Genomic DNA, 26,999 nt, shown 5'->3' on the forward strand with positions numbered 1-26,999 from the left:
TCGCTGGTGAGAACGCCGTTGGTATAAGCGAGTGTGTCCGAGGATCCGTCCGCCTTCACGACATTGCTGGACGTCAGCAGACTGCCATTGGCGTTGTACTGAAGGGACGTCTTTGTGCCGTCTGCGCCCAGGGTGTAGGTGTAGTCGACAGTTCCATCGGCGTGGGTGCGAACCGCATTGATGAGTGTGCCCGCGGCATTGTAGACGTCGTGCTCAGCGACGTAGGTCTTGCCGGCGATGTTGGACAGATAGATGTCCTTGCTCTTGTCGGCGTGCACGACGGTCTCGCTGGTGAGAACGCCGTTGGTATAAGCGAGTGTGTCCGAGGATCCGTCCGCCTTCACGACATTGCTGGACGTCAGCAGACTGCCACTGGCGTTGTATTGAAGGGACGTCTTTGTGCCGTCTGCGCCCAGGGTGTAGGTGAAATCGCGGGTGCCGTCGGCGTGGGTGCGGATCGTATTGGTGAGGATGCCCGCGGTATTGTAGACGTCGTGCTCAGCGTCGTAGGTCTTGCCGGTGACGTTGGAGAGATAGATATCTTTGCTCTTGTCGGCGTGCACGATGGTGTCGCTGGTCAGGACCGCCTGTCCATTGACCGCCGTGTACACCTTCGTATCGGATACGTTGGTGGCGCCGACCGGATATTTGATCACGCTGCTGGAGAGAATTCCGTTCGTGTATGTCTGGGTCTGCGCGGAGCCGTCTGCGAGCTTGGTCGTTGTCGATGTCACCGTAGGAGTAGTCGAGGCCATTGGAACCCACCCATGTGTCGAAACTGATGGATGTGTAGGGCCGAGACGTCTCTATCGCGCGAAGTCTATCGATTGGTTCTGATCGGTAGAAAAAACCAGACATTAATCGGAAACGATCAGCCCCGTATTTTCCCCGGCAGCCGTAGTCTTGACATGCTCAGTAGCCGTGTCCGCGTAACGTCGAGCTGGCGTGAATGTCGTTTTTTGGGCGACGAGCTGCTGCGCGCATCGAAAAGAATTGCGCTCCACACTCTTCTTCGTCTGGTGGCATTGTTAACGCGTACTTGCCAATTGCCTCATTCTCCTGGGACGGATGAAGGCTTCCGCCCGGGCGCGCTCCGCGAGTTGCATAGAGGCCTGCTGACGGGATCATGGGTTCGTCTCGGAAAGCCGCCAACAGAAATTCGTCAGAGTTACCGCTTTCCAAAGCCCGACCGCGTCGGCGGCCAGGCTTTGATAGGGGTTGAGCACTAATATTGGCGCGATTCCGCTCCGTCTCGATCGTGCGCTGATCGATGGTAAACGACTCGTGTTGAACAACGAGACCGTTTGATTCTATTTGAACGATCGAGCGTCGCAGAATCTCAAATCGTTCCATCTAGCGTGCTCCCCAAGAGTCTTGTGGGGAGTCAAGCATGCGTAAGATTTCAACTTGGGTGGCCATGGGGGCCGCGGTCATCGTCGGGTTTCAGCCGGTTCAAGCTGGCCTGTTGGGAATGCCGATGGGATTGCAGTCGGCCATCCAGCACATCAAATTCGAAGCGAACGCGCTGGCGCCGTTCGCATACACGCAATTCTGCGTTCGATATGCCGACGAATGCCGCAAGCGCACGATGTTCCGCGGCGGTCCCGTGAAGTTGACGGCTGAGCGATGGGACCAGCTCAACGATGTCAACAGAACGGTGAACAGGGACATCGCCCCCGAGCGCAACGAGCTTGGTCTGGCCGGCGAAACCTGGCTGATCGGTCCGGATCGTGGTGATTGCAACGACTATGCGGTCACGAAGCGGCATCAACTCCTGGCTCAGGGCTGGCCAGCCCGTGCCCTGCTCCTGAGCGAGGTTGTCACCAATTCCGGGGAGCATCACCTTGTGCTCGTCGTTCGCACGACTAACGCCGATCTCGTGCTCGACAATCTAACTCCGAGTATCAAGCCCTGGTCGCGCGCACCCTATCGCTGGGTCCGAATTCAGATGCCGGACCATAACAGACTCTGGGCCACGATCGCGTCGCGCCGGGTGTAAGTGTCAATTGACGGCGCTTGTGCGGCCCATGCTTTGCGCTATCCCGACGCCGATCGTGACGGTGGCCAGGATCTGAATGGCGGTATTCAGGAGGCTGTTGTCGAGGAACGTTTCACAGAACAGGACGATCACGCCGGCCGCGGCCGTGGAAGCGTAACGTGAGTCGCGCCCGCGTCGAACGGCGCCTCGAAACATGACGACAAAGACATAGGCAACCGTCAGGACGACAAAGGCCAATGCCGGGTTGCCCCACTCGATTGCCATAGTGATCGCGGTCGATGGCAATTCGAGAACGGGTGTTGCCTCGAAATCGCGATAGACCGGTTCGAGCGACTGAAACGTTCCCACGCCGTTGCCGAGTTGCGGCGCGTCGGCTATCGCGCGTTGCGCCATCGAAAGTTGCCCTGCGTTCGCCGCCGACGCCAAATCGACAATCGTCCATGAGGCTGTTCCCAGAAGGCGCGCTATCGCTATTGCGGCCACGATCGCAGCGATGATTGCGTACAGAATCAGTGCGAGCCACCATCCGATCTCAAGGTAGCGAGTCGCGGCGACGAGGATGAGGCAGACGAGCCCTAGTGCCACCGCGGCCGTCAGGCCGGTGGAGGCGAGACCGGCCAAGGCTGCCAATGAGACGCCGAGCCCGACGAGAACGAACGCGAGTTGGATCAGCAATTGCGTCCGGGAGCCCTGCGCGGCGCTGCCGCCGCCCCAATTTCTTCCGACCATCATGATAATCGTTGCTGCGTTCATGAGGACTGACAGTGTAGCCGCCGCGGCGAAGGTGGAAGCTTCGCCGTCGGTTGATGCGGTGAGACCGGCGAGGCCGCCAAAACGCGAGATGAGCACCATCGCTGACATGAAGGTCGTCACCGTGCTCAACGTATAGAACAGCGTTTCGGCCCTGCGTCGGTCTCGCGCGACGACCACGGTAGAAACCAAAAGCGACAGCATGGCCAAGTAGATCACGAGGCTTCGTAGTGTGGCGTCAGGTGAAATGCTGACTCTTCCTGCGACAGGCTCGCCAAGGGCTGTTGTTGTCATCCTCCAGATCGGGTTGACGAGCGCTGGAAAAGGCAGTGGCGTGATCTGCAAGATCATCCACAGCGCGGGAAATGCAAGACACAGCGTCAGCGGAGTCAGGAGCCGCGCCGCGTTGGATACATCCGCTTGTTCTCTCGTGGCTGCGGATACGAGGACTATTGCAGCCGCAATAGACGCCAGCTGTTCGATCAGAAGGATGTGAATGGTTGCCAGCGCGGGGCACGCGGCCAGCACGACGATCAGAAGACGGACGGTAATCTGCAAGCGGAAATTCTTCGTGCAAGAGGCGGGCAGACGCTATGGGCGAGTGCTTATCGCACATCGCGCGAGGTGTGCCAAATGCGCCGCTCAGATCCCGCGTTGCGTGGATGTCCGTTGCGAGCCTGGGCGGAGGAAGTCGCGCCGCCCGAATGAATTTCTCTGGCTCAGTGGCCTGGCCGCTGTTTGTACAACACGGCGACGGCCGCGGTGCGCTGTCTTGAGGCAGGCGGCATCCTCAACAGCGCAAGGGTGTGGCGGCCGATCAAGCCGAAGCCATAGCCGAGCTGCGTGAGCGCTCCAACCAAAAAGGCTTGCCCCACCGTCGATGCGAAGCCCTCGCCATGCGACAGGCCGAGCAGTGAAGCCGCCGCGGCTGCGAGCAGACTAACTGGCACGAGTATCCAGACGCGAAAGCGCCATGCGAGTACCGCACCGACCAGAAATGAAAAGATGGCGCCCGGAACCATTTTTGTCTCCTGGCGGCCACCATTTCACCCGGTTCCCTAAGAATCCGTTCAACAAGTTCCTTAAAAATCCCTGAAATCTAACGAAGGAGCGATCTAGCGAAGCGCGCAGCTCGAACGCAGCGCTCGCATGCCATTGGCCAATCCTGTGAGGGGAATGGTCCCGCGGGTTGGCACTGGCGTTGTCGCGATCTCCACGGTGAGCTCTGGGGCGGTCAGCCAAGGGCCAGCAGCGAGCGCGGTGGCGGCTTGTGGCAGCACAAGCGACTCTGCGCTTTGATTGACCGACGCCTCGAGTTGAACGCGATCGGATCCGACGGTTAGCGTGACCATGGGATGGCTCGCGCGAGGCTGCTGCTCCAACAAAGTCAACACCACTTCCGTCCCATTTCCGCTGCAACGCAGGCTCAATCCGGCCAGATTGAGATCGGACCTTGATGTGTCGGCCGTGCGCATTACCGCGACGATATTCGCGCCCCCATTCGGATCGCGTGTCTTGACCAATCGCCAGCCTCCATCGAGAGGCGTCGACTGGCTCGACGAGTTCAATTGCTGCGATACGACGTCGTCGCACCGCTGACGTTGTTCAGGACCGGCACCGGGCACGCAACCCTGCGGCAGTCGCATTGGTTCAGCCGACGCAGAGTGCGGGAGCCCTATTGCGACGATAAGAAGAAAGATGCGGTACATCGTATTCGGCTTCCAACGGTCATTCGCCCTTTTGGGGCGTTCGGTCTTGACGAGATGCTGATTAATTTGGCACTAGAGGTATCATTAAAGCTTGATGCATTGCGCTGCGCAATTTTGTTGCATTGCAGCACGAAATGTTGTTTCTAGCAGTTGGTTAATCTGACGTTACTTCCTTGTTGCGGGAGGCGATCTTGATCCCCCACAGTCCGATCGAGCGGGATGCGCGTGAGCGTGTGCCGATGGGCCAGCCGGCTCCAGAGACCCGCGCAGCGCAACAGCAAGTTTCGCCGGGCGCCGGAGGCGTTGGCGTAAAGATCCCGTACTCCGCATTGCAATACCTGCTGGCTTTGGCGGATGCTTGCCTGATCACGTTTGCAGGGGTTGTCGGCGGTGGCCTGTATCAGGTCATCACAATTGGGGATTTTAGAAACGTCGATCAACTGTTTGGCGCGGGCCTTACTGCGGCGCTGCTATACGTCCTGATCGGTCAGTCCGGCGGCTTTTACGATTTGCGCGTCGCATTTTCGAAGCGAAGGCGGGATGCCGGCCGCATTTTTGCGCAATGGTCCATGGTCAGCTTGCTGCTCACCCTGCTGGCCTTTCTGATGAAGACTGGGGCCGTCTTCTCGCGTGGCTCGGTGATCTGCTTCGGCCTGCTTGCGCTGGTGCTGTTGCTGGTGTGTCGCCGCTATTCGAAAAGGTTCGTCGCAGCGGCTGTCGCCGACGGCCAGGTGCAGGGCAGGCGTGCCATTGTGATCGGGACGCGCGAGGAGCTTGCCGCCCTCGGCGTCGAGGAATTGCTTGAGCGCTTTGGTCTGACGGAGGTTGAGCGGGTTGTCTTTTCAACGGATCGCAATAGCGGTTTTGCGATGACGGAGGAGGAATCCTCGTCGCTTGACCGTGCTCTGGCAATTGGTCGCGAGCGTGTGGTCGACGAAATCGTGCTGGCATTTCCATGGACCGATACGCGCAAGCTCGAATTGGTGCGGGATCGCCTGAGAGTTTCGCCGCTTCCCGTGCAGTTGGTTCCCGATAGACGAATTCGTGCGCTCGCTGAGAATCCATCATATCGCCTGCGTCGGTCGCTATCGATCGAAATCCAGCGCGGACCCTTGTCGCGCGCGGAACAGTTTTCGAAACGGGTGGTCGACATCGTGGGCGCATCGCTCGGCCTGATCATTCTGGCGCCGCTCATGATTCTGAGCGCCATTGCCATCAAGGTCGATTCTGTCGGACCTATCTTTTTCCGCCAGCGCCGCAATGGCTTCAACGCCAACCAGTTTTCGATCTTCAAGTTTCGCACGATGTCTGTGATGGAAGACGGGGCTGCGGTGGTTCAAGCCAAGCGCTTCGATCCTCGCGTGACCCGCGTCGGGCGTGTCCTGCGGCGTTCGAGCATCGACGAAGTGCCGCAGCTCTTGAACGTGCTCACCGGCGAAATGTCACTGGTCGGACCTCGGCCGCATGCCTTGGCGCATGACAATCACTATGGGGATCTGCTGGCGGAGTACGCATTCAGGCACCACGTGAAGCCCGGAATCACCGGCTGGGCACAAGTGAGGGGCTATCGCGGCGAGACCGCGAGGGTCGAGCAAATGAAGGGCCGAGTGGATTGCGACCTCTGGTACATCAACAACTGGAGTCTCGCGCTCGACTTGAAGATTTTGGTGCTCACTTGCCTAGAGCTTACTCGCCGGGGTAACGCCTACTGACCACGGAACGGGCGAAAACTGGGCTGCCTTTGGGCCGTCTCTGCCCGGAAATGGTGACGGTCCCCCCGAGCGGGGGGAGACTCCTGTAGCTGCGGCGCAACAACCTCCAGCCAATTCGAGCAATTCGATAGGGATTACGTTGACTCCGTTGAGGATTCAACCCAATCCTCGACCCAGGATACCATTGGGGTTGGGCGTGAGATCCACCATTACTTTGTCGGCATTGCTCTCGGTGATCCTGCTGTGTACGGCAGGGTGCGCAATTATGCCCAGCTCGGGTCCCGAAGATCACGTGATCAAGGGCGAGATGACGAAGGCGGGGCCGGAATATGGGCTCGTCAAGCTCACTCCGACGGTTGTTGACATCCTGAAGGAATACGGCCCGGGTGCACTCGCCGGTACTTTCCCAGACAAGTCGCCCCCGCGGAGCATCAAGTTCGGCATCGGCGACGTTGTTTCTGTGACGATCTTTGAAGCCGCCGCCGGTGGCCTCTTCATCCCTGCTGAAGCGGGTGTCAGGCCCGGCAACTTTGTCCAGATCCCGAACCAGAACGTCGATACGGCAGGCAACATCACTGTGCCCTATGCCGGCGCCGTCAAGGCAGCAGATCGTACGCCCAGCGAGATTCAACAGGACATTGTCAGGGCGATTGGTAATCGAGCTATCGAGCCGCAGGTCGTCGTGGCCCTGATCACTCAAAACACTTCGCTCATCAGTGTTCTTGGAGAGGTTAACACACCAGCTCGCCTGCAAGCGAACGCAGCCGGTGAGCGAGTGCTCGATGTGATCAGCCGCGCCGGCGGTCCGAAGGGGCAGGGATGGGAGACCTGGGTCACACTCGAGCGCAAAGGCAAGCGCGCTACGGTGCCGTTCGGTGCTCTCGTGTACCAGCCCGACAACAACGTCTGGGTCCATCCGGGCGATACCATTTACATCTACCGCGAACCTCAGATTTTCTTGGCGTTTGGCGCGTCGGGACAGCAGGGTCAATTCCCGTTCGACATGTGGAAGATCACTATGGCGCAAGCCATGGCCAAGGCAGGCGGATTGCTTGACGCCCAGGCCGAGCCCGCGGGTGTCTTCGTCTACCGTCGCGAACCGCGGGAGCTCGCCGAGCGCCTGGGTGTAGACTGCTCGAAGTATGTGGGGCCGCTGGTTCCGATTGTCTACAATGTCGATTTCCGCGACCCTTCCGGCTTCTTTCTGGCGACCAAGTTCGACATGCGTGATAAGGACGTGTTGTTTGCGGCAAATGCCGCAACCTATGACACCGCGAAGTTCCTTCAGTTCGTGCGCCTGATCGTGGCGACTGCGAACGACACGATTGTGTCGGCCAATAACGTGCAGGTGCTGAGGATCAACTCGAAGGGGCTCTGATCTCTTAGGGATAGGGACCGGTCCGATTTGAGTTCGGCGAGCCAGGGATCGAAGCTCGCCTGGCAACAACACGTAAATCGGTCGCTGGCCATAACTGGTAGGTGCGCGTTTAGGTGCCTTCAACCGGGCACTCGTCAACGGCTCAACGTCGCAGAACGAAGTACTAAAGCGTGATGGCATTAGCTTCGATAGCCTGAGTTTTTGAGGTAGTTGGCGCATTCTTCGGGCGTGAAGGCGTCAAGGAGTTCGCCAATGGCGGTGCAGACCGCATCGACGGTTCGTGCGGCAGCCTTGCGGAGCAGATGTTTGAGCTTGGCAAAGACCTGTTCGATCGGGTTCAGGTCGGGTGAGTATTTTGGCAGGAAGAACAGTTTGGCTCCGGCGGAGCGGATGAGCTGGCGCACGGCTTTGCTTCTGTGGCTGCCGAGATTGTCCAGGACGACGATATCGCCAGGACGAAGGGTCGGCAGGAGAACCTTCTCGACATAGATCCGGAAGCTTACGCCATCGATTGGTCCTTCGATGAACCATGGCGCATCGATCCGGTCATGGCGCAGAGCCGCCAGGAAGGTCATGGTTTTCCAGCGGCCGTGAGGAACCTTGGCGCTGAGTCTGTGCCCGCGCGGAGCCCATCCCCGCAACGGCGCCATGTCTGTCCGGGTCCAGGTCTCGTCGATGAAGACCAGCCGCTCAGCTTCGACGCAACCTTGGTACTTTGCCCACTGGGCTCGCCGCCGTGCCACGTCGTGACGATCGCGTTCGCCAGCCACCACGCTTTTTTTTGAAGCTGAACTTCTCAGCATGCACGAAGTCCCACACCGAGTGATAGTCGACCTTCAGGCCGCGACCGGCAAGCTCGGCAACGAGCCCTGTATGGTGAAGTCGCCGTCCTTGATCCGTTGTGACAGCCAGACCGCGTCGTCTCCCGACACCGCCTTCGGCTTGTGACCGCCCATCTGGCCAGGAGCAACGCTGCCGGTCTCATCGACCCGCTTCATCCAGCCGATCGCTGTGCTGATCGCCACTCCAAACTGCTTGGCGGCCTGATTGCGGGACATTCCGCCCTCAATCGCTGCCACTACGCGTTTGCGAAGATCGAGAGAGTAAGGCTTGCCCATCCATGCTGGCCTCCGCCCAGCCAGCATGGTGAATCAGAAACACACCGATTTGGGAATCCCAAATCGATTCAGCCTAACCCCATCCCGCTTTAGGGAAGCGGCTGCAGCTCGGCGGGCCTTGGTGCGATCCTCTCGCCGGGGCCACCTACGCTGTCTGGTCCGTTGTTCGTGACCATCCGAAGTTGGGCCAGGATCTTCCGCTTGTCGCGTTGTAGATTGTCGGTCTGTTCTTTGCGGCAGCCGGCCTCGGTGACGGCGATCATGTTGGTTCGAGTCGCAGCATCGACGACATAGCCGCCATAAGTCGCATAGGCCCGCGCCAGGGCCATTCCCTCGGGCGATAGATCGAGCTTTGTAAGATCGAAGGATGGGGGAATCGCGAAAAGAGCACCCATAGGGACGTTACCGGAATAGGTGTTGCGGCCACCAAGGTCCGTCGTCGTCGCTGGCCAGACCTTCTGTTCGGCCATGGTCGCGCCTCGTCGCAACTGGGTCGGGCTGATGACCATGGCTAATGCGTGCGGGATGATGCCTTGGTCGAGTTCATGGCAACGAATGAGGCCGCCCAGCAGCGATCCGCCGAAAGCCCGAATGCCTTCAGACGCGCTATCGCGGCTGGCCTTTCCCAGGCCATACAAATCCGTCAGCACAACGTAATGTGCGCGATAGCTGTTGGCCGCGGGATCATACGCGCCCTTCCAGAATTCGTATGCGTATCTTCCGTCCTCGGTAATGATCGCGGCGTACCTGTCGCTCCCTCCGAGGAATTGGATGTTGCGGGGCGTTTTCAGCTCGAACGATCCTGCGCTCACCGGCGATGAAAGCAACCAGGGACCGGTGGTCGAGCGTCCCTTGTATTCCCATCGCATCACCGGATCATCGGCCTTCTGTCTGTCCACTTTGAGCAGATCTACCCCGATCCAGGCGTAGGAGGCCGCATGGCCGCCGACACTCTCATTTCTGATCATGGCGGTCTCGGCCTCTTGCGGGTCCTGAAAGGAGGCTCCTTTTCCAAGAGGGGTGTTCCAGAAACTCGCGTTTGAGAATGGCTGCTGTCCCGGATCGCGGCGTCCACCGGCTCGTACCTCACTGTCAAGGAACGCGGCCGAAAAGCCCCAAACCAACAGGAGTGCTCCAGATACTTCACGCCGCATGTTCTGCCTCGAGATTGTTGACCTATGCAGCGCTCTTTCGCGCATAACCGCGTGCCGTGACCAAGGCGTTCCGGACTGTCGCGCGAAACATCTTCGCAAGAAGTGCGGGAGTGGCGCCCCATTGAATCATGCGGCTCCAATCGTTCAAGCTCGGCACAGTCCCGTAGAAAGGAGAAAAGAGCTGCATGAACAAATACGGTCGCAGGTGGGAGGGGGCTTCGTTGTTCTTCCGCATTATTCTTTCGAAAGCATCGTAGCGCTTCCTGGAATTCTTGGAGATGCGGTCGCGACCGTCATCGACGTAACAGACGTAACTGCAATCAGGAACGAGGCGCGCTGGCCCGAATCTTCTCACCATACGCATAAAAAGCTCGAGGTCCTGCAAGGCGGGCATGTTTTCGTCAAAACCACCGACTTCCGCGAGGTACCGCGTGGGGCAAAAAATCTGGTTGCCAATGAAATTGTGATGGAAAAGATCCTCGTAGCCGACCTTGTCCTTGCGGTCAGTGGTTGGAGAAGACCATTTGCCGTCAGTCATTACGCTTTGCGTGAATAATCCTGAAATGCGATTCACATCGTCGCCGAGATTGTTCCAGTAGCTCAGAAGAGTCTCGATCCGAGTCGACGTGAATTCGTCGTCATCGTCCAAACCGGTGATAAATTGTCCGGTAGCGACACTTATGGCGCGGTTTCGTGCGGCAGGCGCTCCCTTTGCCTGATCGGCATGGATCACCGTGAGGCGAGGTTCCCGGACTTGAAGATCGTCCAGATAGGCGCGAGTATCGTCGGTGGAGGCATCGTTCACCACGATGATGTCCAGATCGCTATGTGTCTGTTGCATGACAGATCGCAGCGCGCGCTCGACGAGCAATCTGCGATTGTGAGTCGGGATATAAATGCTAACTTTTACCATCTTCAGACACCGCAACGAGTTGCTCGCTCGCGCAAGCCGCGGCGATAACCAATTTCTAAGGAATTCGCCTTGATCCCGCAATGTTTTGGTATTGTTATCGCAGTGCGATAAGCCTAGGTCGATGAAGGGATTTGAAGCGTGCCTGAACTAAAGTCGCCGCTCCGGAGGCGTGTGGCCTATCTGACAAACGAGTATCCCAAAGTCAGTCACAGTTTCATCCGGCGCGAGATTCTGGCGCTTGAACGGCTGGGCTGGGAGGTCCATCGATTTGCGTTGCGCGGCTGGGATGCGGAACTGCCGGACGTTGACGACCGCGCGGAACTGGAGCGAACGGTCCACGTTGTGAACAAGGGCGGATTGTCCATTGCTTGGGCGGTCCTGGTGATGATGTTTGCCGCGCCCGGCGGATTTTGGCGATCTTTGGTAACTGCCCTGGCCTTGATGCGTCGAAGCGATCGCGCGTTCATTTTGCATGCCATATATTTAGCTGAGGCGTGCTGGTTGGCGCGGGAACTTGCTAGGCTGCAGCTGTCGCATCTCCACGCCCATTTTGGCACGAATCCCACTGATGTCGCGTTGCTCATCAATTGCCTCACAGGGATCTCTTACAGTTTCACCGTGCATGGCCCGGAGGAATTCGATCGGATCGTGGGGATCAACCTGAAGACGAAGGTCGAGCGGGCGAAATTCGTTGTTGCAATCAGTTCGTTCGGGCGCGGCCAGCTGATGCGTCTCATTCACCCGAGTGGGTGGAGCAAGATCAAGGTAGTTCACTGCGGGGTTGACGAGCGCTTTTTGATCGACTCTGTGCAGGCCAATGGCGCGAATAAGTTGGTGTGCGTGGGACGCCTCTGCGAGCAGAAGGGGCAGGCGCTGCTGGTGTCCGCGGCTGCACAATTGGTGGGCAGAGGTGCGAGTTTTGAGCTCGTGCTTGTTGGCGATGGGGAGAATCGCCCGATCATCGAGCAGTTGATCAGAGGCCACCAGTTGCAGGGCAAGGTTCGCATCACGGGCTGGTCGGATGGTGAGACAGTTCGTCGCGAGATACTCGATGCCCGCGCGTTCATTCTGCCGAGCTTTGCGGAGGGGCTTGCGGTTGTTCTGATGGAAGCGATGGCGCTCGGTCGCCCTGTTTTGACGACATATATTGCTGGTAACCCCGAACTTGTCGTCCACGAAGAAAATGGTTGGCTGTTCCCTGCCGGTAGCGAAGGCGAACTGGCCGATGCCATGCATCGCTGTCTGAATGCACCGCTCTCGGTTCTACAGGCTATGGGTGAGCGAGGCGCGCGCGCTGTTGCCGAGCAGCACAACGTGCAAACAGAGGCAGGGAAGCTGAGCGCGCTGTTCGCTCACGCTTTAGAGCCATGATGGTCTTCCTCATCGTCTGTGCGAGCGTCGCGATAGCGGTCGCGGTCGCCGTTCCGATCCTCGTTTTTGCGATCCAGATTTTCGTTGCCGCTCCGACCCGGCAGTTGTCTCCGCAAGCAGCTGGCCGCCCGGGTTTCGGCGTCATCGTCCCAGCACACGACGAAGAACAAGGAATCGCATCAACCTTGCAGTCGATCCGTCGAGAGCTGACGGGCTCGGATCGCTTAGTCGTTGTCGCGGATAACTGCTCTGATCGAACGGCCGAGATCGCGGCGGCGGCGGGCGCCGAGGTCACTTCTCGTGATGACCCGACGCATCGTGGCAAGGGATTTGCTCTGGATCACGGTCTACAGTTTCTGATTGGCACTGGAGCTCCCGAGGTGGTGATCATTGTTGATGCGGATTGTCAGGTAGCGCAGGGAGCGCTTTCGCGCATCACAAGTCTTGCGGCGTCAACAGGACGACCCGTGCAAGCGGCCTATCTGATGACGCCCTCCCGGAGCGGAGATCTTTCTCCTATTCGGAATCTCGCTTGGTTTACAAAGAATTATGTGAGGCCACTCGGCTGGTTGAAACTCGGCTTGCCAACTCAGCTAACAGGGTCCGGTATGGCATTCCCGACGCACCTACTTGGATCGGTCAGGCTGGCAACCGACGAACTGGTAGAAGATCTCACATTGGGCCTCAAGCTTGCGTTGCAAGGACGCGCGCCCTTGTTCTGTCCGGAAGCCGTTGTGACAAGCCAGTTTCCGGACGACGTGGGTGCAGAAAAGTCACAGCGTACGCGCTGGGAGCATGGGTACCTTCATTCGATCATAACGCATGCGCCTCGGCTGTTTAGTGAGTCGATCAAGCGTCGGGACTTGAACCTGCTTGGTTTGGTCCTCGACCTCATCGTGCCGCCGCTGTCGCTCCTGATAGTCTTGACCCTCGTATCATTGATCCAAGGGACGTTGGTCTCCCTCTGGACCGGCACTGCTGCCCCATTCGTTGTCAGCTTTGTCGCGGCAGCCGTGTTCGTGCTCGCTGTCCTGGTTCTGTGGTTCCGCTTTGGGCGGGATTTCTGCTCTGCTGCGGATTTGCTGAAAGTGCCGCTCTACGTCTTGGCCAAGATTCCGCTATATCTGAAGTTCATTCTGAATCGTCAGCGCGTCTGGGTAAGAACCAATCGTGACTCAAGATAGTCTTAAAATCGCCGATGCGTCGGAGCGCGACCTCAATCCGGTGCGCGTTGACTTCGGCCGTCAGGTTTATTGCCTTTTTGGCATTCCGGTCGATGCGCTTTCCTTCCAGGAGGCGGTTGCCGAGTTGCAGCAGGCTGTGGCGAGGGGAGATCGCTGTGTTTGGTCCACGCCAAACCTGAACCATCTGACGTCGTGTCTGAAGAGCCCGGAATTTCGAGACATTCTCGGCAAGAGTCAGCTCTCCACCGTCGACGGAATGCCCCTCTTGATTCTATCGCGGATGCTTGGGATCCCCGTTCCGGAAAGGGTCCCAGGATCGACGGTGTTTGACAAAATGATGTCGGGTGCGGCCGGACCAATGAAGGTGTACTTCTTTGGAGGGCCTGAGGGGGCCGCAGCACGCGCTAGCGAGCGGTTACCGGAATTGTCGCCCTCTTTGCGGAGTGCGGGTAGTTTTTCGCCGGGTTATGGCCCGATTGAAAGCATGAGCCGAAAGGACATTCTCGAAAACATCAATAGGTCCGGTGCCGACCTGCTAATTCTGGCGCTCAATGCCAAGCGTGGCCATAGCTGGATCAGCCTGAATTCTCCCCATCTCAACGTGCCTGTCATCGCGCATCTCGGGTCCGTCATTAACTTTGTCGCGGGGACGATACGACGCTCGCCGGAGTTTCTGCAGAAGACAGGCATGGAATGGCTATGGCGGATTTGGGAGGAGCCATACCTGGCATCCCGGTACGCCAGGGATTTCGTCGACCTAGCGAAGCTTTTGGCAACAAAGGCATTTCCGCTCTTGCTGTTCGGTCCTGCCCTCAAGCTCGCCGGCTCGGGCGCAAGGTCGTTGGAAGTGGCCGTCACGGCCCAAGACGGTAGTGCCGTGATCGAGCTGAAAGGAAGCGCGAGCGCCCTCCATCTCGAAGGGCTGCGCAAAACGCTCGATCAGTATCAGGAATTTCCAGGTGAACTGGTCGTATGCTTGAGAGAGGTCAGCTACGTCGATGCTGCTTTGCTTGGTCTCCTGATCGTTGCGAGGGGGGGGCGTCTCGAAAAGGGGCTTCCTGTCTGGATTCGTTCGCCCCGGCGGTCTGGGGTCCGATTCCTCGTCCATCTGCACTGTGCTAACTATTTGATTGGCCCACGTGACAATTGACCTGGGCCAACAGATTGATTATATTCGAGAAATATCTATCTGGTGTGATTGATGATGAGGTGCTTGCTCTTGCCGAACGCCTCACATTCGTCGTGATGCTCAAGCTATTTTACTGCAGCGCAACATCGCTTCCTCAAATAACAAAGTACTCCGCGCATGCTTCATAGCCGATTGCCTTCAGTAAACGTCGAGGCTCCGGAGCCGGAGCTTCTGTCGATCAGCGATGCCATCTTGGCGTTGAAGGGGCTGGTCTCGCGTCAGCTTCCCTTGATGATTTTTGTTTTCCTGGCGTGCGTGTCTCTAGCGCTGCTCTACGTGATCACCGCGCAGCGGATGTATACGAGCACTGCGAGTCTGATCATCGACAGCCGCAAGATCAGCCTGATGCAGCAGCAACAGTCTGCTGGAAGCGATGCGCCGATCGAATCGGCGATGATCGACAGCCAAGTCGAGATCATCAAGTCAGATACGATCGCCCTTTCGGTCATCAAGGACCTGCGCCTGGTCGATGAGCCGGAATTTACCGGCGATAGCGGCGGACTCATCGGCAACGTCGTCGGCGCCGTTTTCTCACTGATATCGAGCCCCACACCGCCGTCCGAGTATCAGCAGTTGCGCAAGGCGCTTGGTCGCTTTGCGAAGAACCTTGCGGTCAAGCGCGTGGGATTGAGCTACGTCATCGAGATATCCTATCGATCGACGTCCGCGGACCGCGCGGCGCAGATCTCCAACGCGGTAGCTGAGGCCTATATCGTCGACTCTCTCGAGGCCAAGTACAACGCGTCTCGCCGTGCCGCGGTGTGGCTCCAGGATCGCATGAAGGAACTGCGGGTCCAGGCCTCGGCTGCCGAGCGCGGCGTTGCCGATTACAAGGCAAAAAACAATATCGTTGACGCGGGCGGTCGACTGCTTAGCGAGCAGCAACTGGCCGAAATAAACAGCGCGCTTACCGTCGCACGAGCGCAGCGGGCGGAAGCGCAAGCCCGGCTCGAGCGTATCACCACCATTCTGAAGGCAGACGATGAGGATCGCAACGTCATTCTCAATGACCTCGCGACCGTGGCTGACACGATGCAGAATCCGGTCATCGTGAAGCTGCGTCAGACTTATCTCGATTACGCAGCGAAAGAATCGGACTGGTCGAATCGCTACGGAGCGAACCATCTTGCAGTGATCAATCTGCGCAATCAGATGCGTGAGATTCGGCGATCGATTAAGGATGAGTTGAAGCGAACGGCCGAAAGCTTCAAAAGTGATCTGGAAATTGCGAAATCGCGCGAGGAGGCTAGCCAAAAGAGCCTCAGCGACGCGATCAATCAGTCCAACGACACCAGCCAGGCCCAGATCGTGCTACGCGATCTGGAAAGCAATGCGCAGAGCGCGCGTGCTCTCTCCGACAATTTTCTGCAGATGTACATGGTGTCCGTACAGCAGCAATCCTTTCCGATTACCGAAGCCCGCGTGATTACGCCGGCGGCAATGTCACTCGGTCCGTCGTCTCCGAAGACTCTTCTCGTGCTCCTCGGCGGCGTTCTCGTCGGCGGCTTGTTCGCTGCGGCAAGCGGGTTCGTCAGGGACATGATGGATCGCGTATTCCGCACGGCTCCGCAAGTTGAAGCGATGCTGGGTGTGAGTTGTCTCGCTGTGGTGCCGCGCGTGCTGCCGGACGAGTTGCCTCAGTCGGGCTGGAGCAAGGCGAGGACGGTCGCCAAACTGGCTCGGATCTCTGGTTGGCGCCATCTAAGCGGCAAGAGCGAACCTGAGCAACAGGTCGTCGCTTCCATCGGTTCGGAGTATCCGGCCGGTGCTCAGCTTCCGAGCCGGCAGATGAACATCACCGACACGATGTCCGGTGTTGTGACCCGCGCGCCGTTCTCTCGATTTGCTGAAGCGATGAGAGCGGTCAAGATGGCGATCGATCTGAGCAGGGATGAGGCGACCTGCAAGGTCATCGGCATCACGTCGTCATTGCCCAATGAAGGTAAATCGACGATTGCGGGCGCCATAGCGCAGGCGAGTTCCATGAGTGGTACGCGCACGCTCCTGGTGGACTGCGATATCCGCAATCCATCCTTGACCCGGCGCTTCTCGCCGGATGCGCAAGCGGGCATAGTCGAACTTGTTCTCGGTCAAGCGGAGCTAAAGGACCTCATCTGGACGGACAGTCAGTCCGGCCTTCACTTCCTGCCCTGCGTGCTCGCATCGCGATCGTCGAACTCTGCCGATTTGCTGGCCTCGGCGCCGATGGAGAGATTATTCAAGGCGCTCCGAAGCCACTACGATCTCATCATCGTCGACATGTCCCCGCTCGCGCCGGTCATCGACGTGCGCGGCACGTCGCGTATCGTGGACCATTATACCCTGGTGGTGGAATGGGCTGAGACCAAGATCGATATCGTCAAGCGATCCCTAGACGAAGCGCCGGGGGTGCAGAAAAAGCTGATGGGAGTGGTGTTGAACAAGGTCGATATCGGAGCGCTTGGCCGCTACGACTCCCACCGCGGTGATTACTATCGAAATCGCTATTACCATCGGTACGGCTATGTCGATTAGAAGGATCTTCGCGCCTGCTGTTTACCGTTAGGCTGCTAGCGACGTGTATTTGCCTCGTGGCGGGCAGTTGGGGTGTGTTCTTCCTCATCCACCCCGATCACGAGACTCGGCTGAATGGTTTCGCCACCCGAATCCTAGCCTCGGATCGCTTCGATCGGCTTGAATCGTTATCGCCCGAGCTCGAAGCGGCTGAACTGCGGTTCCCGTGCAACCCGATTGAGCTCCGCAGTGATGTGACCATCCGCACTCGTCTACACGAGGAGGCGGTGGCTGCGGCCGATCCAAAGCGGGCAGATCAACAGCTCAAGGGCGTGCGCGAAGCGCTCGACAAGGCGATGACGTGCGCTCCGAGCGAAGGCTTCCTCTGGTTCATGCGATACTGGGTGCGGATCAACCAGGGAGCTCAGGCCGAACCGGAGCTTGCCAATCTTGCGATGTCTTACCGGCTGGCCCCGGTCGAGGGATGGATCGCTGTCCGCCGTAATGTCTATTCCCTTGCGGTTTATGACCTATTGGCAGAAGATCAAAAACGTGCCGTACGAACCGAATTTGCCACGTTGGTGAACTCGGGCCTTCTCGCAACAGCCGTGCGCAACGTATTGGGTGCGGGCTGGCCTATTCGCGATCAACTACTCTCGGAACTAGAATGGACGGATCAGACCATGCGCTACCAATTTGCGCGCATGGTTCGCGCTGAAGGGGCGGATCTGGCGGTCCCCGGAGTGAAGTTACGTGACCCATTGGGATGGCACCAATAGTGCGGGGCGCGATGCGGAAGATGCGCGCGGCAATGCTTGAAAGGATGATGGTGCGAGCGGTATGGCAGGTCCGATCTCGGGCCGATGGTGCGATTCACGGGCGCAATATCTTCCTGGCATTTGTGCTAGGCACGGTTTGCCTTGGAGGCGGACCGGCGTTCGGGCAGGCAAGTCTTGCCAATCAACCTCTGTCCGACGAAACGGTCGGAGGCTCGGGCAAGTTCGCAGTGAATTCTCCGTTGACGCAGCCAAAGGGCTTCACGGTCTCTCGACCCCGCAGCCTTGACCCGACGGGCAAACCATGTCTCGGCGTCTCGCCGATGGCGGAAAGTCAGGCGCTCAATAAGAACGTCTTCAACCACATCCTTATTCTCGATAATCGTTGCGGTAAGGAGATTCGGATTCGAGCCTGCTATTACAAGACCGATAGCTGCACGACCATGTCGGTCGGCGGTTATCGGCGTCAACAACACATCCTCGGAATTTTCTCGTATTCCGATTTTCAGTATTCGTTTCGGGAATATGTCAACTAAGCGTCATGGCGGAAGGTTGAGGCGTGACGGGGCGCGGCATGCGCGTGGCAGGCCGTCACGATCCGTCTCAAGGAGGTTGCTCGCGCGCGGGATGCTGTTGAGCCTGGCTGTTGGAATCGTGTCCTTGGTCGCGGTCTCTCTCTTCATCGGAGGATGGTCGCCGATCGCAATCAAGGAAGGGAAATCGGCTTCGCAAGCGCTGATCATTAAGTGGAATGGTTCCCTAACCGAGGCTGCCGCCGGCGTAGTACTCGGCGTCAACGATGGCGTCTTTCAGAAGGCTGGATTGTCTTCACGTCTCGAAGTCGGCGTTGACGACGGCGACGCAGCCGAGGCAGTAGCTGCAAGCGATCGCATCATTGGGCATGTTTCCGCGATGGCATTTCTGAGAGCGCGCGCCGCAGGTCAGCCGGTTGTCGCGATCGCTGGCTCCTATGTCGCGAATTCAATCCGCTTGTTCGCGCTCGAGGCTACCGCCTTGCAGAGCCCGTCTGATTTGGTCGGCAAGACTCTGGCTTACAGGTCGTCAAGCGAGGTCGGGTTTGTCGTCGAAGCGCTCATTAGCCGGAACGCGGTGCAGCGCAGCTTGGTCAGGGTGACCGATGCCGTCGGCACGGTACAACAGCTTATTGCGGGTGCCATCGATGTTCTGCCTGGTTACCTGGAAGTTGAGGGAGCAGAGTTACGCCGGCTCAAGATTCCGTATCGTGCTCTCGATCCCGGTGCCTTCAAGATCCACATTCCGGGAACTGTCTACATCGCGTCGACGCAGATGCTCGCAAGGTCTTCCAGTTCGGCCGAAGCCTTCATCTCCGCGCTTCTTACATCCTGGTCGCGTGCCGATCTTGACCCAAAGCGAACGGCCGCGATCGTCGCCACGGCGATTGGCCGCGGCGCGAGACCAGAAGACACGACGATTATGCTCGAGCAGCAGCGCGACCTGATCAGGCCGTTTGGAGCGCGAATGGCTGAACTCGATCTGGCGCGATGGCAGGAATTCCAGAAGCTCTTGCTGCAACAGCGCGTGATTTCAGACCCTGTCGACCTGCGAGCGGCGATTGATTTTTCGCTCGTGCCCGACGTTTATCGCAGGCAGTCGCGATCGATTCAGGTCGACTAGCGATGTCTGGACGTTCGCAAATCCGCGCAGGCCGGCAAGAGCTTGAAGCTGAAGAGCGGACGGCTATTGCAATCGAGACACCCTTGAGTGAAAGATTCGCGACCTACGCTCTTGGCCTCGTGGTCGCTGCGGTACCGTTCATATTCGGCTCGGTACAAAACAACGTGCTCGCGGTTTGGGTCGCTCTACTGGCGGCAATCGCTTTGCATTGTGTGTGGCGGAACATCTGCGGCGTCGCTGCGCTTGCGGGCTTTGCTCTCGTGATCTGCTGCTGGCTGCTGGTGATCACGTTGCAACTCATGCCGTTGCCGCCGCCTCTTGTCACGCTTGCCCATCCGATTTGGCGCGATAGTTCCGCGTTGCTCGGCACCGAGCTGGTCCCTCGTATCAGTGCCGTACGCGATCTGCCGAGCATTGCTGCCGGAGCGCAGATCGCCAATGCGCTTGCGCTGTTCTGCGGGATCTGCCTCGGTCGGAGCCGGTGGTCTGCGACCTTGCTCCTCGAGATTTTCGCCTGGTCCGGCCTCTTCTATGCAGTGTACGGAATTGTCAGTTTTCTCGCTGCGCCCGATCACGTGCTCTGGCTTGAGAAGGTGGCTTATCGGAACGTGCTCACGACGACGTTCATTAACGCCAATACCGCTGCTGTTTATCTGGGGGCAAGCGCTTTGGCGTGGTTGCTGCTTTGCGCCAAAAGCCTGCGGCTGCGCGAGGTCTCGCGACGTCACGTCATTCGGGCATTGTTCGAACGTCCGTCGCGCCGAACATTGATCTGTTTCATCGCTTTCTTCTTGACGCTGTCTGCGAGCTTCATGACGGGCTCTCGGCTTGGTACTAGCACCACTCTTCTGGCAGTCGCCGGAGGCGCGCTTTCATACTACCGAGTCTGGCTGCGCAGCTGGCGGGCCGCAGTGATGGCCGTCGTGGCCATGGTCGGCGCTGCTGTCTTGCTGAGTTCAGTCTTAGGCGGATCCGTGAACGCGCGCTTCGATACGGGGGGCTTTTCCGGTGGCGGACGGGTGGAGGCCTATCGATCGACGCTGGAGATCATCCGGGAGTATCCTCTCTTCGGGACCGGGCTCGGCACATTCCGGTGGGTTTTTCCAGAGTATCATAGCCGCGACGTCCCGATCGGAGGGGTCTGGGATCGCGCCCACAGCACTCCGCTGGAGCTCGCAGCCGAAATGGGCCTGCCATTCGCCGGACTGATCGCTGCCGTGTGGGCAGTCGTAATGACCTGTCTGGCGCGTGCCATGGCCCGCCGCCGCCGCGACCGTATTTTTCCCGTGATGGCCTTTTGGGCCGGGATGCTTGGACTACTTCATTCGCTGTTGGACTTTTCCCTACAAATTCCGGGATTTTCCATAAGTATCATGGTGTTGCTCGGAATCGGATTGGCCCAGTCGTCTACAGAGCGCAATCGGTTGTCTGCTCCATGATCTCTGGACGGGATATTCAAATTGTGCTATCGATCTCAATAGGTTATTAATAATTCCGGTTAACGCCGTCTGGCAGTTTGGTGACCAATGACAATCGCAGCGCGTCTTGGGGATTTTAGAGTTGGTTTGAGGGGATTTTTGAGAGAATTGATGTCAGCAGTGTTCCTGCTGGCCGTGATCGGGGGGGCTGAACAAGCCTCCGCGGCTTGCAGTCCGGGAGCCGCGCCTCCTCAGAAGATTGCGGACTTCACCGCAAATCCTTCGTCTCTTTTGGGAAGTGCCGGTTCGTCGCGCTCACCCGGTGACGTGACGGCTGATGTTCGCGATCTCGTTATAAGCGATCCGGCCATGCTGCCTTTAGTCATCGGCCTGTTGAAGACCGATCCGCTTCCGAGTTCCGACCTGCAGAAGGCCATTGGGACGGGACTCGGGCTTGCGGCAAACCAGTGCATTCGCCCCGACCCAAACTTTGCCAGCGACATCCAAACTCAGATCGCAGGTACGAACTCGCCCGATGCCAAGCAGCAATACGCAGCCATCACCGGGAACATACTGATCGGTAGCGTTGGCGGCGGCGCTGGCGGCCTCTCCAGCGGTGCGAGTGGTGGCCAAACGAGCCCGTTGACCAATCAGTTTGGCGGGTCGAGTACTTTGCAGACGTTCCTTGCAAATAGCGTCACCAATCCAAACAATAACTTTTTCACTGGCGGTGGTGCCTCGGGTCTGGGCGCATCTTCGAGTACGACGACCACTACGACGACCACTACAATTATAAGTGTGAGCAGCTCGACTCCCTAAGAAGAAGCAGAAGAGCGCCGCCGCCAGCTCGCAAGGCTGGGCCGTGAATGCGGAGCAATTGCAGATAGGGCCGCGTCTTCTGCTCAAGTGTTGCGTTTGGGATCAACTAAGGCAAATGCGAAGATTTGGGTTCACGCCTGCAATCGACATGGTGTCGCCCGTGATCTTGCAACTGACGCGCTGAAGGTGCGGTGGCCGGTGATGCGAGTGTCCGACATCGGCACTGCGTTAACCGGGTTAAGGGTGCCGCATTTCAATTGCACCCCGCATCTTTTTGTGGAGCGGCTACCAATATCCCGCCGCACCGGCTCCCTTCGCCATTTTGATCTACACAAGTATATAACCGACCACAAAGCTATGATCGCCATAGGCTTTGCCATGCCGAATGTCGCCGAGCCTTTGTAAAGTCCGCGCGTGGCGAAGGCTGGGTTCGTTGCTTTTCCTATATGGCCGACGCAATGTGTTGTTATTCGGAAGCCATGTAGACGATTGTGACGAGGCTTCGAGCTGCGCAAGAACTTCTCTGCTGGGCACCCGCGACGCGAGACGCCGACGTAGTAGCTTCTCAATAAATTTCAGGCGTTCAGGACGGAAATCCATAATCTTTAACGGGCAGGTTGCTCGTCGCTTTAATGTCTGACCGTTGTTGAAGGAACTAAACTAAGAGCAAATCTGAAATCCGTTTTGGCGTCGCCCCAGCGGCAGCGGGGTCGATGTACAGGCGCCGAACTTGGTCGTGTGGCGTCCCGACCGGCGCAGTATTCGCCTTGGCCTTACCCCCAGAGATAGCGAACTTGAACTGACGGGCCGACTTGAATATGGTGCCGGAAGAAACTGATGGGTGCACATGCTTCATAGAAAGTTGGCAGATTTCTTAAGCTCGCCAAGCGTGCGAAAGACGTTCGGCAGTATCCTCGGAGCCAACAACGGGCTCGGTCCCGGTTTCGATATTCTACGCTTGGGCCTTGCTGTTGCCATACTCGTGGCACACGCGGCCCGACTAGCGGGAACGCGCGGGCCGATCCCGTCCCTATTTGAGTTGATTTTGGATTTCTTGGGCCAGGCTCATGCCCAAACCCCGAACATCAACGCAGCAGCTCAAGAGACCATCAGTTCCGGTACACCTTGGCTTCGACCTATCGTAATTACGCATGTCCCTATGTTCTTCGCCCTCAGCGGTTTCCTGGTTACCGGGAGTGCATTTCGGGCCAGAAAAGTTCTTCCATTTCTGACGTTGCGGTTTTTCAGAATATTTCCAGCGCTTTGCGTCGAAGTTGCGCTGTCCGCAATAGTTATCGGCGCCGTCTTCACTACATTGGACTTACGAGCTTACTATACTGATCCGATGTTCCTTACTTATTTTGGTAACATCGTCGGAAAGGTGCAAATGGAGCTGCCCGGGGTTAGCTTCTGGAGATACGACGCTCATGCTGTAAATGCTAACCTGTGGACTTTACCGTCCGAGTTCTATTGCTATCTCATTTTGGCTGCGATGATCGTTACAGGGCTCATATTCAATCGTGCCCTGTCGACGCTATTATTCGGTATCGCTTCAATTTTGCTGATCGTGGCAAACGTCTTCTTCGGATTCGATAGCCAACCGTGGATCTTGGCTCCAAGCGTCAATGTGTATTACTTTTTCATGGGCGCAATGTTTTTTCATTGGCGAGACCTGATTCCCCACAAGGGGTGGCTTTGTCTTGCCTGCATTCCGATCGCCTATGTCCTTGAGTTTTCGACCCAGGCGGTATACCTCGTTCCGGTGTTCGTGACCTACATCACGATCTATGTTGGGCTATGCAATATTCCAACTAACAAGCTCCTCCGGTCCGGCGACTATTCTTACGGCATATACCTTTACGGCTATCCGATCATGCAGGCGATAGTGGCGAGCGTACCTTTCGTCAGATATAGGTATTTTACCTTCACGTCTTTGGCGCTTGCGACTACGCTTGTTTTTTCAATTCTGTCTTGGCACCTCATCGAGAAGCATTTCCTGAAGCTAAGACATCGCATCTCCAAGAGATCAGCGAGCATTGAGACAACGGCAGCTGCCATGCAGCCGCGTCCTTGAATGTTTGATCTTCGTGCTCGGCTTTGAGAGCCTCTTTTTCGATTTATCTGCCTTACGGGCAGAACAGCGGCTTTCTAAAGTGTCGCCTGAAAAAGACTTCTTGGGGGCTCTCCGACTAGCTCATAGGGCAAGCTGCATCGGCTTCGTATAGCTTGTTCCGCCGCGAAAAAATTGTGATCGTCAGTTCTCTTGTGGCGCATGTTTCGATGCGCTGAACCAGCATGCGATCTTTAAGGTAGGCTCATGCGGAGCATGCGGCTGACAAGGCAGATAATACGTCCCGGTGAGATGCTAGCTTTAGCCGGAATAAGAAACTTCTTTCGGTTGTGTCTAACTCGCCGTGACTATGCTCACGATAGCGCCAGGGGAGCGCCTGTTAAATGAGTTCGTTGCTCAAACGGAGAATTTCATAAGGCAACAAGGCTTGGGACATTTTAGAAGAACTCTGCCATACTAACATTGGTCAATCTGCGCGTCGACGAGTGCCACGGTGGTATTTAACTCTCTAGTCTTTTTTATCTTTCTCGGGATCGTCTACGCGCTCTACCGTTTATTGCCATTTCGAGGACAAAACTGGCTTCTTCTCGTCGCTGGTTACGTATTTTATGGATGGTGGGATGTCCGCTTTCTGTTTCTGATTTCGTTCTCGACAACGGTTGATTTTTGGATTGGACTATTGCTCTCAAGAGGCGCTGTTCCGCGCTCAGAACGAGTAATAGCCTCGCTTTTTATCGTTACAGCCGCGGCTTGCTTTCTCAATCTCGATTGGGGGGCGCTATCACAAGGTCAGCTAGGGGCGATACTCGCTCCGAGTACCTTGGGCCTGCAGACATTGGCAGGAACGATCGCGATCGTGCTCATTGCCAATGCGACTCACAACCAACTACTTTCGATGCAACCAGAGCGGCGTCGGCGCTTGCTGCTTTTCGTCACAGTTGGCGTTAATCTAGGATTTCTAGGTATCTTTAAGTATTTCAATTTTTTCGCGGAAAGTGCCGAGCGGCTGTTGCACGCGGTTGGTTGGAATGTAGACCCAGTTCACCTCAGTGTCGTTTTGCCCGTTGGCATCAGCTTCTACACATTCCAATCGCTGAGTTACACCATCGATAGTGCGCGAGGCAGAGTAAAGCCCGTTGAGCACTTTTGGGATTTTGCACTTTTCGTTGCCTTCTTTCCGCCCATGGTTGCCGGGCCGATAGAGCGGGCACGTCACTTGTTGCCCCAGTTGCTTAGGCCGCGGCACATACGGCTCAACCAGTCAACGTATGGAGTCCAACTCATCCTGTATGGCTTATTCAAAAAAGTTGCTGTTGCTGACGGCCTCGCCGTGTCTGTCAACTCGGTTTACAACTCGTCTGGCACGGTTTCATCGGTCGATGTTGGGTTCGCCACGCTGCTCTTTGCCTTCCAAATCTTTTGCGACTTCTCCGGTTACACGGACATAGCGCGTGGAGTAGCAAAGTTATTTGGCATCGAACTTAGCCTCAACTTCGATCTTCCTTACTTCTCGCGCAATCCAAGTGAGTTTTGGCGACGCTGGCACATTAGTCTATCAAGCTGGTTACGGGACTATCTCTACATCGAGCTTGGAGGTAACCGTAGAGGCAATCTTCGGACTTACCTAAACCTCATCATCACAATGGTGCTCGGGGGGCTCTGGCATGGTGCAGCCGCCAACTTCTTACTCTGGGGTGCCTACCAGGGGGCGCTGTTGGCAGGACACCGCCTACTTACCGGGCGCGAGGAGAAATTCCCAACGGACGTCAAGACAGAAGCTGATGCTCCCCCGTCTGCTCCCCGTCGCTTTGCAAAGCGTGTGGTAAGCCTCGCGAGAATTGCATTCTTCTTTCTGTTTGTCTGTTATGGATGGCTGCTATTTCGCGCGACGAGCCTTGAGCAAATCATAATCTTTACCGAAAAACTCGTCGGCCTCACTCCCTATGCCTCTTCTGTGATGATGAAGCCACCTGTTGCCTCAATATTTGGCCTGGTAATTCTTCTGTGCTTGCAGCTTGCGGAGTGGGTCGATGGTCGTCGCGATGTTTTCCGGTTTTGGCCAACTCCCTTGCAGGGCGCGCTCTATGCCGTCATCATCTTCGATTTGTTCATGGGAATGAGCAATGCACCGGCCCAGTTCATCTACTTCCAGTTCTAGGATTCGCAGGCTCCGCCTATCGGCGATTGCCTCGACTTGCATTTGGACGCTGTTATTTCTCATCCTGCTCGATGTCGGCGTGCAGTGCGCGTTTCCGATGCCGATCGATCCGCGTACTGAGCCGACTACACTAGCGCGGTACTTTGATTACGGCCGTTCGATCGAGGGCAAGCTCACAAAGATGATCGGATCGACCGATGCGAAGTCCAACCGGGTTGTGCTAGCCGGCTGGATCGAAAATGACTGCGCTCCGATCGTGCCGCCTCCACCGTCAGGGAAAGTGGGTGTCAGTATATACGGAATGTCGTTCTCCAAACACATAGCGAGTGAGTTGAACGCGATCGATCCAAATTTGCCTATCACGTCGTACGGCGGACCTGCTGCAGGATTCAACCACAGCTACGCCTGCTACAAGGCGGCGAATTCGAATGAACAGAATCCCAATAAAATACAGATCATCGGTATACTTGCGAGCTCCGTCAATAGGATGTTGACGCTTGGTGGCCTTACCACCAGCTTCGAAGCCCCCCAACCCTTTTCCTACCCACGGTACTTGCTCGCTCATGATGAGTTGCACGAACTGAAGCCGGTCGTACAAAGACCGGACGATTTGCGAGACGCTGCAAAGATGCATGCGTACCTCGACCAGCTGGCTCAAGAAGATGCCTACTACGATCCGGCACTGTTCTACGGCGGCTTGCTTGATCGAAGCGTCATATTTCGGTTTCTGCGGCGCGCATATGCACACGCACGTACGCGTGAAATTGACATGCGGCTGATTAATAACGGTGTTGATTTTAGACCAAATCCAGAAGTCGGGCCCGTCATGAAGGCAATGTTGCGCGACTTCGCGAAATCTGCTCGTAACCGAGACCAAATTCCCATGGTGATCCTATTTCAGGACCAGGGAACGGGATCCGATTCGCTCTACCGTCTGTTAGGCCATGACCTCGAACAATATGGTCTAGCATTCGTGCGCAGCGATCAGATAGCCTCTGCCGCGGACCCGCGCAATTTCATCACAGACGGGCACTTCACGCCAGCGGTCGACCATAAGATCGCGGAGGCTGTCTACGACAAGATAAAATATCTCGCCTCGGGAATTCCAAGATGATGATTTGATCGCGGAAG

Annotated in this window: 20 protein-coding genes and 2 pseudogenes; 15 read left to right on the plus strand and 7 right to left on the minus strand. The window is 57.2% G+C overall.

Features of this window, described 5'->3' with window-relative positions; all coding sequences use genetic code 11:
* Positions 1-755, minus strand: a pseudogene (locus UP06_RS32575) (hypothetical protein); the annotation flags it as partial.
* Positions 756-1,390: 635 nt separating this feature from the next.
* Between UP06_RS32575 and UP06_RS32580 the strand changes: the two are divergent.
* A complete protein-coding gene (locus tag UP06_RS32580; RefSeq protein ID WP_045007817.1) occupies positions 1,391-1,999 on the plus strand; it encodes a transglutaminase-like cysteine peptidase in 609 nt (202 codons plus the stop codon).
* Positions 2,000-2,002: 3 nt separating this feature from the next.
* On the opposite strand, the gene UP06_RS32585 is transcribed toward UP06_RS32580, so the two are convergent.
* The 3 genes from UP06_RS32585 to UP06_RS41205 all read right to left on the minus strand — a co-directional run bounded on the left by UP06_RS32585 (position 2,003) and on the right by UP06_RS41205 (position 4,458).
* A complete protein-coding gene (locus UP06_RS32585) occupies positions 2,003-3,307 on the minus strand; it encodes a hypothetical protein (RefSeq protein WP_045007818.1) in 1,305 nt (434 codons plus the stop codon).
* Between the two features lie 161 nt (positions 3,308-3,468).
* Positions 3,469-3,771, minus strand: a complete 303-nt coding sequence (locus UP06_RS32590; protein WP_045007819.1) for a hypothetical protein — start codon at positions 3,769-3,771, stop codon at positions 3,469-3,471.
* Between the two features lie 93 nt (positions 3,772-3,864).
* A complete protein-coding gene (locus tag UP06_RS41205; protein ID WP_156163383.1) occupies positions 3,865-4,458 on the minus strand; it encodes a hypothetical protein in 594 nt (197 codons plus the stop codon).
* A 191-nt stretch (positions 4,459-4,649) separates the two neighbouring features.
* Between UP06_RS41205 and UP06_RS32600 the strand changes: the two genes are divergently transcribed.
* Together UP06_RS32600 and UP06_RS32605 are read left to right on the plus strand one after the other, a co-directional pair.
* Positions 4,650-6,170 carry an undecaprenyl-phosphate glucose phosphotransferase gene (locus UP06_RS32600; RefSeq protein WP_156163384.1) on the plus strand — a complete coding sequence of 507 codons (1,521 nt, stop codon included), beginning with the start codon at positions 4,650-4,652 and terminating at the stop codon, positions 6,168-6,170.
* A gap of 196 nt (positions 6,171-6,366) precedes the next feature.
* Positions 6,367-7,548 carry a polysaccharide biosynthesis/export family protein gene (locus UP06_RS32605; RefSeq protein WP_045007923.1) on the plus strand — a complete coding sequence of 394 codons (1,182 nt, stop codon included), beginning with the start codon at positions 6,367-6,369 and terminating at the stop codon, positions 7,546-7,548.
* A 179-nt stretch (positions 7,549-7,727) separates the two neighbouring features.
* Here UP06_RS32605 and UP06_RS32610 read toward each other — a convergent pair.
* The 3 genes and pseudogenes from UP06_RS32610 to UP06_RS32625 form a co-directional block, all read right to left on the minus strand.
* Positions 7,728-8,666, minus strand: a pseudogene (locus tag UP06_RS32610) (IS630 family transposase).
* An 89-nt stretch (positions 8,667-8,755) separates the two neighbouring features.
* Positions 8,756-9,820 carry a hypothetical protein gene (locus tag UP06_RS32620; protein WP_156163385.1) on the minus strand — a complete coding sequence of 355 codons (1,065 nt, stop codon included), beginning with the start codon at positions 9,818-9,820 and terminating at the stop codon, positions 8,756-8,758.
* A 22-nt stretch (positions 9,821-9,842) separates the two neighbouring features.
* Positions 9,843-10,733: a glycosyltransferase gene (locus tag UP06_RS32625; RefSeq protein ID WP_082081778.1), complete on the minus strand. Its 891-nt coding sequence runs from the start codon at positions 10,731-10,733 to the stop codon at positions 9,843-9,845.
* A gap of 171 nt (positions 10,734-10,904) precedes the next feature.
* Between UP06_RS32625 and UP06_RS32630 the strand changes: the two genes are divergently transcribed.
* The 12 genes from UP06_RS32630 (at position 10,905) to UP06_RS32685 (ending at position 26,982) form a co-directional block, all read left to right on the plus strand.
* Positions 10,905-12,104, plus strand: a complete 1,200-nt coding sequence (locus tag UP06_RS32630) for a glycosyltransferase family 4 protein (protein WP_245305609.1) — start codon at positions 10,905-10,907, stop codon at positions 12,102-12,104.
* Positions 12,101-13,288 (plus strand): glycosyltransferase family 2 protein, encoded by a 1,188-nt coding sequence (locus UP06_RS32635; RefSeq protein WP_082081780.1) that lies wholly within the window; start codon positions 12,101-12,103, stop codon positions 13,286-13,288. The genes UP06_RS32630 and UP06_RS32635 overlap by 4 nt, the downstream gene beginning before the upstream one ends.
* Complete coding sequence (locus tag UP06_RS32640) at positions 13,275-14,438, plus strand: WecB/TagA/CpsF family glycosyltransferase (protein ID WP_050032339.1); 1,164 nt, start codon at positions 13,275-13,277, stop codon at positions 14,436-14,438. Before UP06_RS32635 ends, UP06_RS32640 begins: the two co-directional genes overlap by 14 nt.
* Before the next feature lie 156 nt (positions 14,439-14,594).
* On the plus strand, positions 14,595-16,991 hold the full coding sequence (locus UP06_RS32645; RefSeq protein WP_045007826.1) for a polysaccharide biosynthesis tyrosine autokinase: 2,397 nt from the start codon (positions 14,595-14,597) through the stop codon (positions 16,989-16,991).
* 74 nt (positions 16,992-17,065) lie between these two features.
* A complete protein-coding gene (locus UP06_RS32650) occupies positions 17,066-17,749 on the plus strand; it encodes a hypothetical protein (RefSeq protein ID WP_045007827.1) in 684 nt (227 codons plus the stop codon).
* 20 nt (positions 17,750-17,769) lie between these two features.
* Positions 17,770-18,282, plus strand: coding sequence for a hypothetical protein (locus UP06_RS39340; RefSeq protein ID WP_156163386.1), 513 nt, complete (start codon positions 17,770-17,772; stop codon positions 18,280-18,282).
* A gap of 91 nt (positions 18,283-18,373) precedes the next feature.
* Positions 18,374-19,402: an ABC transporter substrate-binding protein gene (locus tag UP06_RS32660; protein ID WP_045007828.1), complete on the plus strand. Its 1,029-nt coding sequence runs from the start codon at positions 18,374-18,376 to the stop codon at positions 19,400-19,402.
* Positions 19,403-19,404: 2 nt separating this feature from the next.
* Positions 19,405-20,841, plus strand: coding sequence for an O-antigen ligase family protein (locus UP06_RS32665; RefSeq protein WP_050032351.1), 1,437 nt, complete (start codon positions 19,405-19,407; stop codon positions 20,839-20,841).
* Positions 20,842-20,991: 150 nt separating this feature from the next.
* Complete coding sequence (locus UP06_RS39345) at positions 20,992-21,639, plus strand: hypothetical protein (RefSeq protein WP_156163387.1); 648 nt, start codon at positions 20,992-20,994, stop codon at positions 21,637-21,639.
* 847 nt (positions 21,640-22,486) lie between these two features.
* Positions 22,487-23,713, plus strand: a complete 1,227-nt coding sequence (locus tag UP06_RS32675; RefSeq protein ID WP_050032356.1) for an acyltransferase family protein — start codon at positions 22,487-22,489, stop codon at positions 23,711-23,713.
* A 490-nt stretch (positions 23,714-24,203) separates the two neighbouring features.
* On the plus strand, positions 24,204-25,868 hold the full coding sequence (locus UP06_RS32680) for an MBOAT family O-acyltransferase (protein ID WP_045007829.1): 1,665 nt from the start codon (positions 24,204-24,206) through the stop codon (positions 25,866-25,868).
* 97 nt (positions 25,869-25,965) lie between these two features.
* Entirely contained in the window at positions 25,966-26,982 is a 1,017-nt protein-coding gene (locus tag UP06_RS32685) for a hypothetical protein (protein ID WP_045007830.1), read from the plus strand.
* The last annotated feature ends 17 nt before the right edge of the window (positions 26,983-26,999 follow it).

Source organism: Bradyrhizobium sp. LTSP857, from assembly GCF_000938285.1.
GTDB lineage: Bacteria > Pseudomonadota > Alphaproteobacteria > Rhizobiales > Xanthobacteraceae > Bradyrhizobium.